Annotated in this window: 14 protein-coding genes and 1 riboswitch; of the genes, 8 read left to right on the top strand and 6 right to left on the bottom strand. The window is 39.9% G+C overall.

Translation table 11 applies throughout. The features are described from left to right. Positions 1-302 precede the first annotated feature (302 nt). Complete coding sequence (locus tag FBF83_RS17270) at positions 303-1,019, bottom strand: 3-ketoacyl-ACP reductase (RefSeq protein ID WP_136948397.1); 717 nt, start codon at positions 1,017-1,019, stop codon at positions 303-305. 214 nt (positions 1,020-1,233) lie between these two features. On the opposite strand from FBF83_RS17270, the gene FBF83_RS17275 reads away from it, so the two are divergent. The 4 genes from FBF83_RS17275 to FBF83_RS17290 all read left to right on the top strand — a co-directional run bounded on the left by FBF83_RS17275 (position 1,234) and on the right by FBF83_RS17290 (position 6,291). After that, entirely contained in the window at positions 1,234-2,595 is a 1,362-nt protein-coding gene (locus tag FBF83_RS17275) for a sigma-54 interaction domain-containing protein (RefSeq protein WP_136948398.1), read from the top strand. A 118-nt stretch (positions 2,596-2,713) separates the two neighbouring features. Continuing rightward, the gene (locus tag FBF83_RS17280) at positions 2,714-4,111 is read left to right on the top strand and encodes a YjiH family protein (RefSeq protein ID WP_136948399.1); all 1,398 of its coding nucleotides are present in this window, start codon (positions 2,714-2,716) and stop codon (positions 4,109-4,111) included. Between the two features lie 27 nt (positions 4,112-4,138). Next, positions 4,139-5,464 carry an aspartate aminotransferase family protein gene (locus FBF83_RS17285; protein ID WP_136948400.1) on the top strand — a complete coding sequence of 442 codons (1,326 nt, stop codon included), beginning with the start codon at positions 4,139-4,141 and terminating at the stop codon, positions 5,462-5,464. Positions 5,465-5,868: 404 nt separating this feature from the next. Beyond that, positions 5,869-6,291, top strand: coding sequence for an AhpC/TSA family protein (locus tag FBF83_RS17290; RefSeq protein WP_136948401.1), 423 nt, complete (start codon positions 5,869-5,871; stop codon positions 6,289-6,291). Between the two features lie 66 nt (positions 6,292-6,357). Here the strand turns inward: FBF83_RS17290 and FBF83_RS17295 are convergent, their stop codons facing one another. Further along, on the bottom strand, positions 6,358-7,707 hold the full coding sequence (locus FBF83_RS17295; protein WP_136948402.1) for a copper amine oxidase: 1,350 nt from the start codon (positions 7,705-7,707) through the stop codon (positions 6,358-6,360). Between the two features lie 283 nt (positions 7,708-7,990). On the opposite strand from FBF83_RS17295, the gene FBF83_RS17300 reads away from it, so the two are divergent. Then, on the top strand, positions 7,991-10,099 hold the full coding sequence (locus FBF83_RS17300) for a HelD family protein (RefSeq protein WP_136948403.1): 2,109 nt from the start codon (positions 7,991-7,993) through the stop codon (positions 10,097-10,099). Positions 10,100-10,226: 127 nt separating this feature from the next. Further along, a riboswitch (cyclic di-GMP riboswitch) is annotated at positions 10,227-10,313 on the top strand. Between the two features lie 43 nt (positions 10,314-10,356). Further along, positions 10,357-11,259: an amidase gene (locus FBF83_RS17305; protein ID WP_136948404.1), complete on the top strand. Its 903-nt coding sequence runs from the start codon at positions 10,357-10,359 to the stop codon at positions 11,257-11,259. Between the two features lie 58 nt (positions 11,260-11,317). On the opposite strand, the gene FBF83_RS17310 is transcribed toward FBF83_RS17305, so the two are convergent. Together FBF83_RS17310 and ytzI are read right to left on the bottom strand one after the other, a co-directional pair. Beyond that, positions 11,318-11,509 carry a YwbE family protein gene (locus FBF83_RS17310; protein ID WP_136948405.1) on the bottom strand — a complete coding sequence of 64 codons (192 nt, stop codon included), beginning with the start codon at positions 11,507-11,509 and terminating at the stop codon, positions 11,318-11,320. After that, positions 11,487-11,666, bottom strand: coding sequence for a YtzI protein (ytzI, locus tag FBF83_RS17315; protein ID WP_136948406.1), 180 nt, complete (start codon positions 11,664-11,666; stop codon positions 11,487-11,489). The genes FBF83_RS17310 and ytzI overlap by 23 nt, the downstream gene beginning before the upstream one ends. 325 nt (positions 11,667-11,991) lie before the next feature. Here ytzI and FBF83_RS17320 point away from each other — a divergent pair, with 325 nt between their 5' ends. Beyond that, entirely contained in the window at positions 11,992-12,840 is an 849-nt protein-coding gene (locus FBF83_RS17320; protein ID WP_136948407.1) for a YitT family protein, read from the top strand. A gap of 46 nt (positions 12,841-12,886) precedes the next feature. On the opposite strand, the gene FBF83_RS17325 is transcribed toward FBF83_RS17320, so the two are convergent. Both FBF83_RS17325 and FBF83_RS17330 read right to left on the bottom strand, forming a co-directional pair. Beyond that, positions 12,887-13,615 carry a TspO/MBR family protein gene (locus tag FBF83_RS17325; RefSeq protein ID WP_136948408.1) on the bottom strand — a complete coding sequence of 243 codons (729 nt, stop codon included), beginning with the start codon at positions 13,613-13,615 and terminating at the stop codon, positions 12,887-12,889. A gap of 133 nt (positions 13,616-13,748) precedes the next feature. Beyond that, positions 13,749-14,780 carry an NADP-dependent oxidoreductase gene (locus FBF83_RS17330; RefSeq protein WP_136948409.1) on the bottom strand — a complete coding sequence of 344 codons (1,032 nt, stop codon included), beginning with the start codon at positions 14,778-14,780 and terminating at the stop codon, positions 13,749-13,751. Between the two features lie 239 nt (positions 14,781-15,019). Here FBF83_RS17330 and FBF83_RS17335 point away from each other — a divergent pair, with 239 nt between their 5' ends. After that, on the top strand, positions 15,020-15,730 hold the full coding sequence (locus FBF83_RS17335; protein ID WP_136948410.1) for a YqjF family protein: 711 nt from the start codon (positions 15,020-15,022) through the stop codon (positions 15,728-15,730). Positions 15,731-15,750 lie beyond the last annotated feature (20 nt).

The following is a 15,750-nucleotide window of genomic DNA, read 5'->3' on the forward strand; positions in this document are numbered from 1 at the left end:
GTCCATAAGAATAATGTGGCAAAGATATTTAATAGGAAGACTATATCGTAAACATTGTTTCTATAAGAGTAGAGGTTGATTTGCGCTCCAGGATGCTCGCTTTCCGCGGGGCGGGCGGTGAGCCTCCTCGTTGCTAACGCTCCTGTGGGGTCTCACCTGTCCCTCTAGTCCCGCAGGAGTCGAGCACCTTCCGCTCCAATCAACTTACATAGCCTTAAGAAAAGAGCCTATAAGAAAGAAGTGAATGTGCTGTTGCGATAACGAAAAAATAGCCAGCCTTATATAAGGCTGGCTAGTATCTCTTATGGGTTTGTTGTCCAAAGTCCTGCTGATTTAATAAAGACGCGTTTATTTAACTTAAGCTGTGCTACGATAAATTCTGCCATATCTTCTGGCTGAAGCATATTGTCCTGATTGCCATCAGTTAGGTTGTTCTCGACAGCTAAATCAGTAGACACCGTGCTAGGAGTTAACGCACTAACACGGATATCGTGCTTTCTTACTTCCTGAGCCAATGATTCTGTTAAACCAAGTAAACCGAACTTGGAAGCACTGTAGGCACTTGTGACTGGAGCACCCTTTTGACCAGCTGTGGATGAGACATTAATAATATCTCCTGCTTTACGTTCAATCATGTCAGGAAGAACTGCTCGGGTGACATAGTAAGCTCCAAGCAAGTTCACTTGAATAATTTTCTCCCACTCGGAAACATCAAGATCCATGAATCCACCGAATTTTGCAATGCCAGCATTATTAATTAATATGTCTGTTTCCCCAAGCTCTTCCTTAATACGTGCGACTGCGGTTGTTACTTCTTCATTAGAAGAAATATCTGCTACAGCATATGAAACTTTAACACCTTCTGCTTCGATTTCTTTTGCAACGTTTTGAAGCGTTTCTTCTGTACGTGCAATCATGCCAATGTTTACGCCTTCTTTTGCAAGGGCAATGGCTGCAGCTCGACCAATACCTCGAGCTGCACCTGTGATGAGAGCATTTTTACCTTTAAGAGCGACCATGTTGTTGCCTCCTTTGTTAGCGATCAATTCCACTATCCATTTTAGCGAGATGTTATTAAACAGAAAAGTAATATGCCTCACTGTCCTCCTAGGTATGATAAAATAAAACCGTCTGATTATTCAAAAATGAATAGAATTTTGTAACTATATCCATTGTGTTTTCTAATTTCGAGTAAATATTATTCATAATTGAATAAGTAAACGAGGTGGTTAAATGTCAGAGTGGAACGAGTATAAGGCCATTTTCCATTCGCTTCAGGAAGATATTCTCGTCACGGATATTGAAGGAACCATTGTAAAAGTAAGTGAAGGTACAGGCATGGTATATGGCGTTAAAGCAGATGATTTAATAGGAAGATCCGTCTATGAACTGGAGAAAGAAGGACTGTTTACCCCCTTGGCTACTCCGATGGTGCTGAAATCTAGTAAGCGAGTTACCTTTGTCCAAACAGGGCCTGCAGGAAAAAAATTGCTTGTGACAGGGTTGCCTGTGTTTGAAGAAGGGGGTCAGTTGGTTAGAATTGTAAGCTATTCACATGATATTACGGAATTAATGGAAATCAAATCAGGTATGGAAGAGATGTCACTTGAGATGGAGCGGGTAAGAAGTGAGCTAGAGAGACTGAAGCTGCAACAGGAGGACACTGGAATTATTGCCAAAAGCGAAGCGATGAGAAAAGTGATGGCAACAGCCAAACAAGTAGCGGGTGTGGATGTTAACGTTTTACTACTTGGTGAATCAGGAGTAGGAAAGACAGAAATGGCAAGGTACATCCATCGCAAAAGTGATCGTAGAGATGGACCATTTATTGAAGTGAATTGTGGAGCGATTCCTGAGGCGCTTTTTGAAGCTGAATTGTTTGGATATGAAGAGGGGTCATTCACGGGTGCCAGAAAAGGTGGTCGGATGGGTCTTGCAGAGATGGCGTCTTCAGGCACGTTGTTCTTAGATGAAGTTGGTGAGCTTTCTTTGCAAAATCAAGTAAAAGTACTAAAGCTCATTCAAGAAAAGCGCTTCTATCGACTTGGAGGCGGGAAAGAAATCCAGTCAGATTTTCGGTTACTCAGCGCGACCAATCGAAACCTAGATCAAGCAGTTTTTGACAAAACTTTTCGAGAGGATTTGTTTTTTAGACTGAATGTCGTACCTTTGAACATTCCACCACTGAACGATAGAAAAGAAGATATTCTACCATTAATCCAGTCATTTCTTGACCGTTTTTGTGAAGAGTATAAACGAAAACGTATCCTTGATAAATTCGTTATTCATGAATTGAGTCAATATGAATGGAGAGGAAACGTTCGAGAGCTTATGAATCTAATTGAGCGTTTGGTCGTTACTTCTGATGCATTCACTATACAGGCATCCGATCTACCAATTAATTATAGGCTGCCAGATGAAGGTTATTCAGAAATGAATAATTTTAGTGAAACGTTACAAGAGTCACTTGAAAAAGTTGAGAAAGAACGTCTTCAAATTGCAAAGCGCCAATTTAGAACAACAACAAAGATAGCGGCAGCGCTCGGTTTAAGCCAACCTACCGTGGTTAGAAAACTCAAAAAATACAGAATTTAATAAATTTGGCATGATACTTGCATATTAAAAGAAGCAAAGAATAAAAAATGTTCTTGCTTCTTTTCTAATTTATATGCAAGAATATGAATTATTATAAAATGTCGAAGGAGAGTGAAAAATGGAAGTAAAACAAGAGAAGTCGTATTCCGTTGACAGTACAAAAAAACAGGGGGAAATTTCTTATTCTTCAAGTGCGTATTCATGGTTTATCATTCCATCATTAATCGGTATTTTCTTATTTCTAGTTCCTATCCCATTTAACGGCAAAATTACAATTGGCGTTGGGATCATGGCTGAATCGATTCAACGTGCTCTAGCTCCAATATTGCCAGGGTTCATGACAGGCATTCTTATTGTATCTGCTATTATTCCAATTATCGCTAAACTTGTTGAACCAAAGAGCATTATGTTACGCCCATTCCTTAAACAACTATTCTATGTGAATTGGTTCTGGATTGGTACAAGGATACTAGGGGGACTCTTTGCGGTTATGACCTTGCTTAAATTCGGTCCCGAATTCATTATTTCTGATGTTTCAGGTGGAACGATGCTTTATGCTCTTGTCCCTGTCCTTGCTGCATGGTTCCTATTCGCAGGTCTCCTAATGCCGCTTCTACTGGAATTCGGTCTGATGGATTTCTTCGGAACTGCATTACGTAAGGTGATGCGTCCATTATTTAAGTTGCCAGGTCGTTCATCTATTGATGCCCTTGCTTCATGGATGGGAGCAGGAACAGTAGGTGTTTTGATTACAACAAAACAGTATGAAGAAGGTTATTACACTAAAAGAGAAGCGGCTGTTATTGCTACGAATTTCTCAATTAATTCGATTGCATTCAGTCTAGTGGTTATCAGTTTCATCGGTCTTGAAGACATGTTTGTGCCATTCTATTTCACCGTTGTCGTTGCTGGTCTAACGGCTGCCATAATATGTCCTAGAATTCCACCGCTCTCTAGAAAAGCGGATACTTATTACGAGGGTACTGGGAAGCAAATTTCAGAGGATGTTCCAGAAGGTGTCTCAAGCTTTAAATGGGGAATGCAGAAGGCACTTGAGAAATCTTCTGAAGTAAAAAGTGTTAAGCATGTGGCCACTCAGGGAGTAAATACAGTTCTTGATATTTACTTTGCCCTTATTCCGCTTGTAATGGCACTTGGTACGATTGCGCTAATTATTGCTGAATTCACACCTTTCTTTACTTACTTGTCCATGCCGATTGTTCCAATCCTAGAATTAATGCAAATTCCTGAGGCTACTGCAGCTGCGCCTGCCATGTTGGTAGGTTTTGCGGACATGTTCTTACCAGCTGTTATCGGCACTGGAATTGAAAGCGAGCTAACTCGTTTTGTAATTGCAGCTGTTTCCTTAACTCAATTAATCTATATGTCTGAAATTGGTATTCTACTCGTAAAGTCCAAAATTCCAATCTCTGTGCTTGAGCTCGCTATTATTTTCTTACAGCGCACAATTATTACATTGCCAATCATTGTCGTTATGGCTCATTTCTTTATCTAATACGAAATATCAAAGGAGGATATCACATTGTCGACATCATTTGAAAAAAGATACAATCGCATGTCAGATTATCTAGCACCTAGTATGGCGAAGGATCATCCGAATTTGCCGGTTGTGAAGGAAGAAGGTTGTTATTATTATGGAGCTGACGGAAAGACCTATCTCGATTTCACTTCGGGTATTGCAGTAGCGAATACGGGACACCGCCATCCTAAGGTTGTACAGGCTATAAAGGATGGTGCTGACTCTTTAATGCACGGACCTTCAGGTGTGATTATGTATGATTCTATTCTTGAACTTGCTGAACGTTTACAAGGAATAATGCCAGATAACCTTGATTGCTTCTTCTTTGCGAATAGTGGGACTGAAGCAATTGAGGGGGCGATGAAGCTTGCAAAGTATGTTACGAAGAGACCTTATGTTATCTCTTTCACCGGTTGTTTCCATGGCCGTTCTCTTGGAGCTCTAAGCGTTAGTACATCGAAAAGTAAGTATCGAAAATTTCTTCAACCGAATGGCCTGACTTATCAGATCCCTTACGCGGATGTCGCAGGTTGTCCTGAAGACGAGAACGTAGCGGATTATTGTGTGAATGAACTTGAGAAAGATTTTGAACGACTTTTTGATCATCAAGTAACACCTGAAGAAGTGGCTTGTGTCATCTTAGAACCGGTTCTTGGTGAAGGGGGATACCTCATTCCACCTAAGGAGTGGTTGCAAAAAGTAAGAGAGATTTGTGATCGCCACGGAATGTTACTAATCTTTGACGAAGTTCAAACTGGATTTGGTCGTACGGGAAACTGGTTCGCAGCACAGACATTTGATGTGACACCTGACATTATGGCAATTGCAAAAGGAATTGCTTCAGGAATGCCGCTTAGTGCAACTGTTGCTTCGAAAGAATTGATGAGTCAGTGGCCAATGGGAACTCATGGTACAACATTTGGAGGTAATCCGATTGCCTGTTCAGCTGCTCTTGCTACCCTAGATGTAATTGAAGAGGAAGAGCTACTAGCCAATTCTCGTGAAATGGGTGCTTATGCATTAGAGAAGCTAGCCATAATTAAGGAAAAGCACCATGTCATTGGGGATGTGCGTGGAGTAGGACTTATGATTGGAATCGAGATTATTGATCCCCATACTGGTGCTCCTGACGGTAATGGCATGATGCGTATTTTGGATCTCTCTCTTGAAAAAGGGGTTCTTTTCTACCTATGCGGGAAACATCAAGAAGTCATTCGTATGATCCCACCGCTCATCGTACAGAAAGAGCAAATTGATGAAGGGCTTCGTATTTTTGAAGAAGCGGTAATGGAATACGAACAAGAAAAACAGGTTGTATCTGTAAGATAATTGATGAATTCCTCATCGTAATAGAAGCGATGGGGGATTTTTTTATTTAGGAAATATTCGTTAAACTAACGTTATTTCGAGCTGAACTATTAATTTCCGTGGAAATATTTCAAGAATCGACGAAATGATAACGAGTAAGAGTAGTATTGCTAAAATCGTAGAATACAATTGTTATCACTAGTGCGTAAAAAAAGTGTAAAATTAGTAGTTAGAACGATTAAGACAAAGGAAACGAAGTTATGATCAAGTTAGGAGAGGTTACTAGAATGAATAACTTAAACTATCAACTTGAAATACCACAAAGAGAAAATATAACACTCGAGCAATTAATCAATAAGAAGAAATCAATGGTAGTGTTTGTTAGACATCTTGGCTGACCAGTTTGCAGAGCATACCTTACGCAGTTGCGTAAGCGCGTTAATGAAATTGAACAAGAAGGTTATCAAATTATCGCCATTGCACCCTCTAATGCTACCTATATTAGTCAATTTGAAGATGCATTTGGAGAGTTCCCGTTCCTAATAGCTGGAGATCCCAAACGAAAAGCGTATCGTGGAATGGGGCACAAAACGATGCCAAAATGGAAATTACTTGGACAGGCTGCGATTGGATTTGTAACTCGTAAATTGGACGGTTTTATTCCTAAAGAACAAAAGAAAAAGGATTTTGTTTTGAAATCAATGAAAACGCAGGATGTCTATATTCAGGGTGGGACTTGGATCTATGATGAACGCGGAAAATTAATTTGGAATCATATCGATCAGTCTCCAGAGGACCATGCAAAAATCGAGACGGTAATCGATGTTCTAAAAAAGAATAAGGCATAACAAAAAGCGCTTCTGATTCTATGTCAGAGGCGCTTTTTGTTTTAGAGAAAGATGGTAACCTTATTGTTATTGATTAACTACTTTTCTACGAATGGCAAGGGCTGAACCAGCTACTGCAAGAGAGCCAATCGTAATCCAAAGAGCTGTTAGGTCAGATGATTGTTCACTTGCGCCACCCATCCCTGTTTTTGGCATACCACCAGGCATTGATTCACCTGCAAATTTATCAGGCATTTGCTTCACAATCGCTCCCCCAAGAGATTCTCCTACACCAAACATGAATGCATAGCCTTCACGGAATTGGTCTGTTGAAGCTTTGTAATCTCCAGACATATATGATTCAAATGATCCAACCACTTGCTTCTCATGAGTTATAAGTGCTTCTGTTGCAGCGTCAGTTGGTAGATTTTCTTCTGTTGCTGTTCCAAGGAATGCTCCAAAGTTTTTAGGGAAAGTTTCCAATAGGCGTTCTTTAGCCATTTTCATACTCTCTTCTTCCTCAGAAAGTGATGCTACAACTAGGTCAGCTTGTGCAGCGATATGATCTTCCTGCCAGATTTTCTCAAATTGGGCAGCTCCTTCATTACCATATATAGAGCTCATAGCAGCTTTGAAGTCTGCAGTGTTTCTGTCTTCAGCCCAGTTAACAAAATCATAGTCCTCAGATTGATCATAGCCTTTTTCAAGACCTAATGAAGAAAGTGCAAAGTGTTCAGATGCAAGACTATTTAGTGTTGAGCGCAATTCAGCAGCAGGTGTATCTGCTTTTGTGTTATCAAATTTATCAGGCATTTGCATAACGATTGCGTTAGAAAGTGCTTTACTGATTGCAAACATATGCTTATGTCCTTCACGGAATGTTGTGTAGGCTTGTTCGTAATCTCCTTCTGTATATTCATCAAACGTTGTTAGTACTTGATCTTCGTGTACTTCTAGTGCTTCTGCAGCTGCTTCCTTAGGAAGATTGCCTTCAGTGGCAGTATCTAGGAAAGTGGAGAATTCATCGACGAATTCGTCTACTTCCATTTCAGCTTCTTTACGTAGCTCTTCGTTATCTTCTTTTGCTGCTTGTACGAAATCTGTTGAGTAGTCATTATGACCTCGGAAAATATCTTCGAACTGCTCGGCTGCTTCTTCTCCATAAACAGAAGCAATAGCTGGCGTCATGTCAGCAGCATTCTGATCGAGGGCTTCAGTCACTTCCTCTGCATCTTTAGCACCATCGTATGATTTCGTCATAGAGGTAATAGCTAGTACAAAGTGCTCTGATAAAAGCTGATCAAGCGTGGCTCGTAGATCAGCAGCAGGTGTATTTACTGTTGGTTCTGCATTTGCAGCGCCTGCTACCGTCGGGAATAAAAGGGTAAGTCCCAATGCCGGAACCATTAACTTTTTAAATACTTTACTTAGTTTCATGTTACTGTCACGCTCCTTATTTTATTAACCGTCATTTTTGATTACATTGAGCTAACGGTTGGGACGTAGAGTTGGATCATTTTATTGGGAATTTTTTAAAAGGCTATTATCAAAAAAATTTCTGCTTTTGAAGAACTTTGTATAAAACACAATTAGCTAATTGGAACGGGTATGATTTATTATTTGAAGTTTCTAAAAACTCTTTGGTGATTAACTTAATTTTGTGGTAGGATTAATAGTCCGTCTCACGTTAAAGGCGAATCTCAAAAGGAGGTAACTGATCTTGGACCAAAAGAATCAAAGTGCCTATCAGAAAGAGAAGCAGCAACTCGAGAAAATCGCTGCAGAGATTACAAAACAGCAAAAGAAGCTAGCAAACTACCCACGATATTCGGGGGACAATGTAACTGAACAAGTGTTGGAAAGCATTCGGGAAGAGAATCGAACGTCACTTGCAATCGCAGCGAAAGAACCTTATTTTGCAAGAATGGACTTTCAAGAAGATGAGAAAGAATCACGCTCCTATTACATAGGTAAGGTAGGGGTAGCGCATGAAGATTCACAAGATTCATTAGTGGTAGATTGGCGAGCTCCTGTTGCAAGTATGTTCTATGCCTTTACTGGAGGAGAAGAGGAAGTTTATTATATTTCACCTGACGGAATGATTGAAGGTAATATCGAGTTAAAACGGAATATCGTAATCCGAAATCAGGAACTTCAGAGAGTGGTAGACACGTATGTTGAAGGTAGTGAAGAACTAAGTGGTTCAGATGAGTTTCTTCTATATCGATTAAGTGAAAACAAAGATAACCGTCTTCGTGATATCGTGTCTACGATACAAGCGAAGCAAAATGATATTATTCGAGCAGAACGCACAAAGCCCCTCATCATTCAGGGAGCTGCAGGAAGTGGTAAAACAACAGTCGCACTTCACAGACTTGCATACCTTTTATATGAATACAGGGATACGATACAAGCGGGTCGAATGGTTATTTTTGCACCAAACCGGATGTTCCTAGATTATATTTCAGGTGTTCTGCCTGAGCTTGGTGTAGGCGGTATACAGCAATCTACTTTTACAGACTGGACATTGAGTATGATTGAGGAAAAAGTGAAGCTTGACTCGTCCGGGGATGATTTACAAAAATGGTTCGGCAAGAAGCGACCAGAGATCGAAAAAGCAGAAGGCAGAATAAAAGGGTCTTTAGCTTTTAAAGAGTGGATTGACAGTGCAATCAAAGCGTACAGTGCAGTCGTTGGTCCAAAAGGCTCGTTTACACCATTTGAAGGGCGAACGTTGTCTGAAGCGAAAATTCAACAGTGGCTATCAGATCTTGCTTCTTACCCAGTAGGGCGGAGGCGTGAGATGATGGTGAATCGATTTAGAGTTTGGATTAAGAATGAAATCAAGACTGTTGATGGAAGTCACATACAGAAGGAATATCGAAAACTAGCTAATGAGAAGTTAAAAGAATATTTTAAAACGTGGCCGAAGCAAACAGCGCTTTCTTTCTATAAAGCCTTATTTCAAACAAACGCACCTTCTTATGTGTCTGTTTTAGAAAGAGATCAAATGTTGAATAACCTATTAATGAAGGAAACAGCGAGTCGATTGAAGAAAAAACAACTAACGCCTGACGATCTTGCACCGTTTCTTTATATTCAATTTAAATTAAATGGCATTAGTAAAGACGATGTGTTTCAGCATATCGTCATTGATGAAGCACAAGACTTTTCCCCGTTTCAACTTGCGCTATTAATAGAAGTTAACCGAAGCCGTTCATTCACAATCTTAGGTGACCTTGCTCAGGGAATCCATGCGTATAAAGGCATTCATAATTGGGAAGAGTTTCGAGAGCTTTTCAATGGCAAAGAGCTTTATATTGAGCTTGAACAAAGCTATCGTTCCACTTTGGAGATTATTGAATTTGCGAACGAAGTGATTTCGCATGCCAACATTCCTGTACAACCCGCAGTACCCGTTTTCCGAAGTGGTGAAAGCGTTTTGCAGCAGAAGGTAAACAAAGAAGAACACGTTAATGTATTGTTAGCAACAGCGAATGAAATGAGTAAACGTGGCATGAATACGATTGCAATTGTTGGTAGAAGTGAAGAGGAGTGTCATGCATTATTTGATGAAGTGAGTAAGCAGGATAAAGAAGCAAACCTCATTACAGCTCATGATCGTTCTTATGCAGGAGGTTTATCGATCGTTCCAATCTATCTAACAAAAGGATTGGAATTCGATGGTGTTATTATAGCAGATGCTAGTAAGGAACATTATTGTAAGGATGCAGAGGATGCTAAGCTCTTGTATGTCGGGTGTACTCGAGCCCTACACGAGCTGAAAATCTTCTATATAGGAGACCCCTCGCAGTTACTTCTAGGTTAAATAAACGTTTGTTTAAGTTTATCATAGAATATGGTCATAGGACTAGTTCAAGGGGGCAGACCCCAGCCTGACCCCCTGCTAAACATTCAGTCCATACAAGCCGATAAAAAAGGTATAAGGATTATAAAACTGAAAAAGGCAAACCTGTTGAAAAGCAGGGACGCAAAGTTATGGGCCTGTCCGCACATGTGCGAATGGCTGCCAGACCGCCAGGCTCCTTTTTGAGCGCTGGGTTCAGAAAAAAGGAGAGCATAAAAGTGAAGAATGTAACTGTTGCTGTTGGGATTCTCTTTTTTGTACTGGTGTTTTTTATGGAGTCGATCATTCTTCCTGAAGGAAAGGTTGAGGCGGTAGAAGTGGATAGAAGTCTCGCTACATGGCTTTGGGATACAAAGCAAATTGAGACACAGCCGTATGAAGTTCTTCAATTTTTGGAGGAAAAACAGGTAACAGATGTTTATTTACAAATTAATCGTTCAATCGCTAATCCATCCTATCATACGTTTATTGAAAACGCTTCAATGAAAGGGATCAACGTACATGCGTTAGACGGTGCGCCGAACTGGGCAACGAGTAAAGGTGAAATCTATCAAGATCGATTATTTACGTGGCTTAAAGATTATCAGATGAATGCTACGTTGGCTCAACAGTTTAAAGGGGTACATCTCGACATTGAACCATACCATCACTCAGGGTGGACAAACAATTATCAGAGAACGGTAGCTTTTTATCAGGATCGACTTTCTAACGGAAAAGAGCGTGCTGATAATCTTAGACTTTCTTTCGGCGTTGATACTCCGTTCTGGTTTGATGAACAATCGTATAATAATCGGTACGGAATCGGAAATCTTTCTGAATGGGTCATTCAAAAAGCAGATGTTACAACCTTAATGGCTTATCGTGATCGTGCGGATGGTGGAAATGGCATTATTGCGCTTGTAGGAAGAGAAATGACATTCGCTGAGCAAATTGGTAAAAGAGTATCGATAGCGGTGGAAACAGGCCAAATCTCAGAAGTTCCTTATCTGTCATTCTACGAAGAAGGCTCAGCTATCATGGATCAAGAGCTTCTGAAGGTAAGTGCAACATATGGAACTTCTCCGGCAATGAATGGTTACGCTATACATTACATTGATAGTTGGATGACATTGAAACCTTAAATATATGAAATCCCGCCTTGCTTAAGAGCAAGGCGGGATTTTTGCGTGTATTAATACTTTATAAAATCGTTTTAACACGACCAACCTGTCCATCCTCAAGACGTACTTTAATTCCATGTGGATGAGTAGGAGACTTCGTTAATATGTCTTTAACAATACCCTTAGTTGTTTTTCCTGTGCGCTGGTCTTGTTTCAGAACGATTTCAACCGTTTTACCAGGTGTGATATTACTTCGATTCTGTCCGTTCATGAGTAACCTCTTTCTCTGTCAATTCATTGTGCATCTGTTCTGGCAAAGGATCGACAGTATGTTTTACATTGTATCCTTTTGATACGGCAAGTCCAAAAGCAGCGGCAATGACAATCGTCATAATGACAACAACAATGACCATAATTGTAATAACCATTCCCGGGCCCCTTTCCGTGATATCTGATTTCACTTTACCATGATTAGCAACGTTAAGATAGCAGATGCTTGAGTAAGCTTGTTTCTAAAACCAGTTCATCACTATTTTTAGAACCAATCATAATAACAATAACCCTCGAAAATTCCGAAAATTCTTGTATATACGTGTCGAAACTACATGAATATATAGTGCATATGACCTATTTTCAGGTTGTAACCGCTTCAATTAAAAATCTTAGGTTTAGGCTGTTTACAAAGCTCTAAATCCCTATTATAATCCCGATTGTGCTAATGAAACGAAAACAAAACAACGGGAGGGATAATAGATGCTTCATCACATCAAAACTTATCTGCTAATTACTTTGGGTGCGCTCGGTGTTGCTACTCATGTTCATTTTTTCCTATCTCCTAATAGCCTTGCGACAGGGGGAGTCAGTGGTTTGTCGATCTTGATGAACCATCTAATCCCTGACCTGTCAGTTGGTATGTTTATGATTATTTTGAACGCAGTGCTTTTGTTAGTTGGAATTCTGTTTCTCGGTCCTAAATTCGGTGTTAAAACCATTTATGCAAGTTTCGCTCTATCACTTGCCGTATGGGCATTTGAACGATTTATTCCAGTAACTGAACCATTTAGTCAGGATATTCTAATTCAATTGATTATCGGACAGTGTATCGCTGCAGCTGGTATGGGTCTTGTCTTTCATCAAAAGGCTTCAACTGGTGGTACGGATATTATTGCTATGATCCTTAATAAGTACTTCTCAATGGAAGTAGGGAAAGCTGTTCTTATTTCGGATATTTCAATTGCTTTATTCTCAGTTGCTCTATTCGGTCCAGAAATCGGTATGTATGCAATCTTCGGTGTTATTCTCAATGGTCTAGTAATTGATTATACGCTGCAGACTTTCGAGGCGAAGAAAGAAATTGTCATTATCAGTAAAGAGAGCGAACTGATTCGCTCATTCATCGTTGAGGAAATCGGCAAAGGTGCTACTATTCATACCGCACGTGGTGCATTTACTTCAGACGAAAAAGAAGTCATCACAACAATTCTTGGCAGGAAAGATCTTCTTAAATTGAAAAAACATGTTGGTGCGGTTGATCAAAAAGCCTTTATTACTGTTCACAGTATGAAAGAAATTCTTGGTCAGGACTTTAAGTCGCTTGCATAACTAGAACAAATCCCCTTTACCAATTTGGTAAAGGGGATTTGTTTACTCATCTTCTCGCCTTGAAGGCGTACAGAAGCGTAATTATTAGAATAAGGGCTGCTAGTGTGTATGAAGAATAGACAACAAGTGGCTCATCCGCGTTCTGGTTTTTGATGCCTATGCCAATAAACGCCCAAACAAATACTAGTGGATATACCCAATCGTTTTCATTTTTTAAGAAAGTAAGAGCTAGAATCGTTGCCACAAGTAATAGAAGGACGGCCCAAATTGAGTCTGAAATGCCAAACCCGTTCCAGTCTACGTAGGTAAGGTAATAGCTAATATTTGCGATTGTAGCTACGCTAATCCAACCGAGATAAACAGAGAATGGGAGTAGATCAAAAAATGATGCTCCAGCTGCCTTTACGCTTACATAAAGGCGTATGAGTGTAATGAGTAAAAGAAGCATAACAATGACAGATAAGCCAAAAAATTCATAATGCCACATGAAAATCCAAAGGATATTTAAGAGGCAGCTTAGTACAAACAATCCACTCGTTTCCTGATAAAGAGGTAGGTTTCTACGACTGGATGGGAATTGGCGGATAATCCATATTCCAAGAAGAATGTAAATAAGTCCCCAAATGCTAAAAACATACCCGGCTGGTGTGAAAAGAACATTAAGCTTATTTGATATCTCCCCGGTTGTTTGTCCGTTTATTGGTAATGCATTAGCAAGACCATTTACCGTGACAACAAGAATATATGCTGCTAGATTAAGAAGAAATTTGCCCATTAGAATCCTCCCGTTTAGAAAATGTCTATGGTATATACTATTCCTTCCTAGATAGAGACATAACCTTCTTTTTATGTGCGTTTACACATAGTCACAAAAAATACCCGCTCCAGCTTGGAGCGGGTAAGTTCTATTAGCGATTTGGAAGTGTTGCGTATTCAGGATCTGCTACCTTAACTAGCTGTTTCCCTACATTTGTTCCTTCAAAGAGGCCAAGGAATGCATCAGGAACATTCTCAAAGCCTTCGACAATTGTTTCTTCGTATTTCAATTTACCTTCTTTTAGCCACTTGCCGAGTTGCTCAGCGCCTTCGCTGAAACGATCAGAATAATCTCCAACAACGAAACCTTTCATAAGTGCGCTAGATTGAATCAGTTTCGTTTGAACGCGAGGACCAAGGTCAGCTTCTTTGTTGTTATAAGATGAAATTGCACCACACACAGGGATACGTGCAAATTTATTTAGTAAGCTAATCGCTGCATCACCAATTTCGCCACCAACGTTTTCATAGTATACGTCAATGCCATTTGGACAAGCATCTTTTAGTGCTTTATAGACATCTTGTGTTTTGTAATTAATACCTTCATCAAAGCCAAGTTCATTTTTAATATAGTCAATTTTGTCATCTGATCCAGCAATTCCTACGACACGGCATCCTTTGATCTTGGCAATCTGACCGACTACTGAACCGACAGCACCAGCGGCACCTGAAACAACAACTGTTTCTCCTTCTTTCGGTTGACCAATATCAAGTAACCCAAAATATGCCGTTTGTCCAGGCATGCCAAGAATACCAAGGTGTGTAGTAATAGGCGCCACAGTTGGATCGATCTTGCGAAGGTGTTTCTCTTTCGCTACAGTATACTCTTCCCAACTTAGGTGTCCAATGACGATATCACCCTGTTTAAATTGAGAGGATTTTGATTCTGTTACTTCTGCTACAACTCCACCGTTAAGTGGCTCATTAATTTGGAAAGGCGCTACATATGACTTGGCATCTCTCATACGACCTCTCATGTACGGATCAACGGTAAGGTATAACGTTCGAAGAAGCACTTCGCCGTCTTTAGGAGTTGGAATATCAGCTTCAACGAAGTTAAAGTGTTCCATTGAAGGCATTCCTTCTGGGCGTTTTGCTAGATGGATTTGTCTTTGCTTAGTCATTAATTATCCCTCCAATTATGATTGAACCTTCATTCATTTCTTATCTAGGTTGATTTCACAATTAAACGGTACCACATTTCAATATAGCTAATCAAAGTTTTAGCATTAAGAGATTTTTTTAGAGCATTGTTTATTTTAAGAAGGATGTTGTTCATTTCCATCACACATTCGTTAAGCCTTCACCATTGAACGAGGTATACATTATTGGATATGCTAACGATAGAATAGGAGGAATCAGTATGGAAAACAGTAAGAGGAAGGGATGGATCATGAAGCAAACATGGGATGACCTTTTGTTCCTACATTGGCCCGTTGATGCTTCATGGCTACAATCATTGCTTCCTTCTGAACTTGAAGTCGATACGTTTGATGGAGTTGCCTGGATTGGAATCGTTCCATTCGAAATGAACAGTATTAGATTTAGAGGACTTCCAGCGGTGCCATTTGCTTCTCAATTGTTAGAACTCAATGTGCGTACGTATGTCAAATATAACAATAAACATGGAGTTTATTTCTTTAGTCTTGATGCGAGCCATGCAGCAGGAGTATTACTTGCAAGGAATGTTTTCCATCTTCCATATTTTAAAGCAGACATGTCCAAACAGAAGGAAAGACAACAAGTAGAATTCACCTCTGTTCGAAACCATAAAGGTGTTGAACAAGCAAAGTATCATATCATATATGAACCTATTTCAGGTCCATACGAAGCAAAGAATGGAAACCTTGATTTCTGGTTAACTGAACGCGATCGACTGTTTATTGTTCGTAACGGAAGCGTTCTACAAGGGAAAATTGATCACGATAGATGGCCACTTCAAGACGCAAGTGCTGACGTTCTTCAAGATACGTTGTCAGATCATTACAGATACAAAGAGGATCAGGTTATAACTCACTTTTCAAAATCTGTTACTACTTATTTGTGGCCGTTTGAAAAGGTAACGAACAAATAGAAAATCCCACATCGCGTGGG

The sequence above is a fragment of the Guptibacillus hwajinpoensis genome (assembly GCF_005144865.1).
Taxonomy (GTDB): Bacteria; Bacillota; Bacilli; order Bacillales; family Guptibacillaceae; genus Guptibacillus; species Guptibacillus hwajinpoensis_A.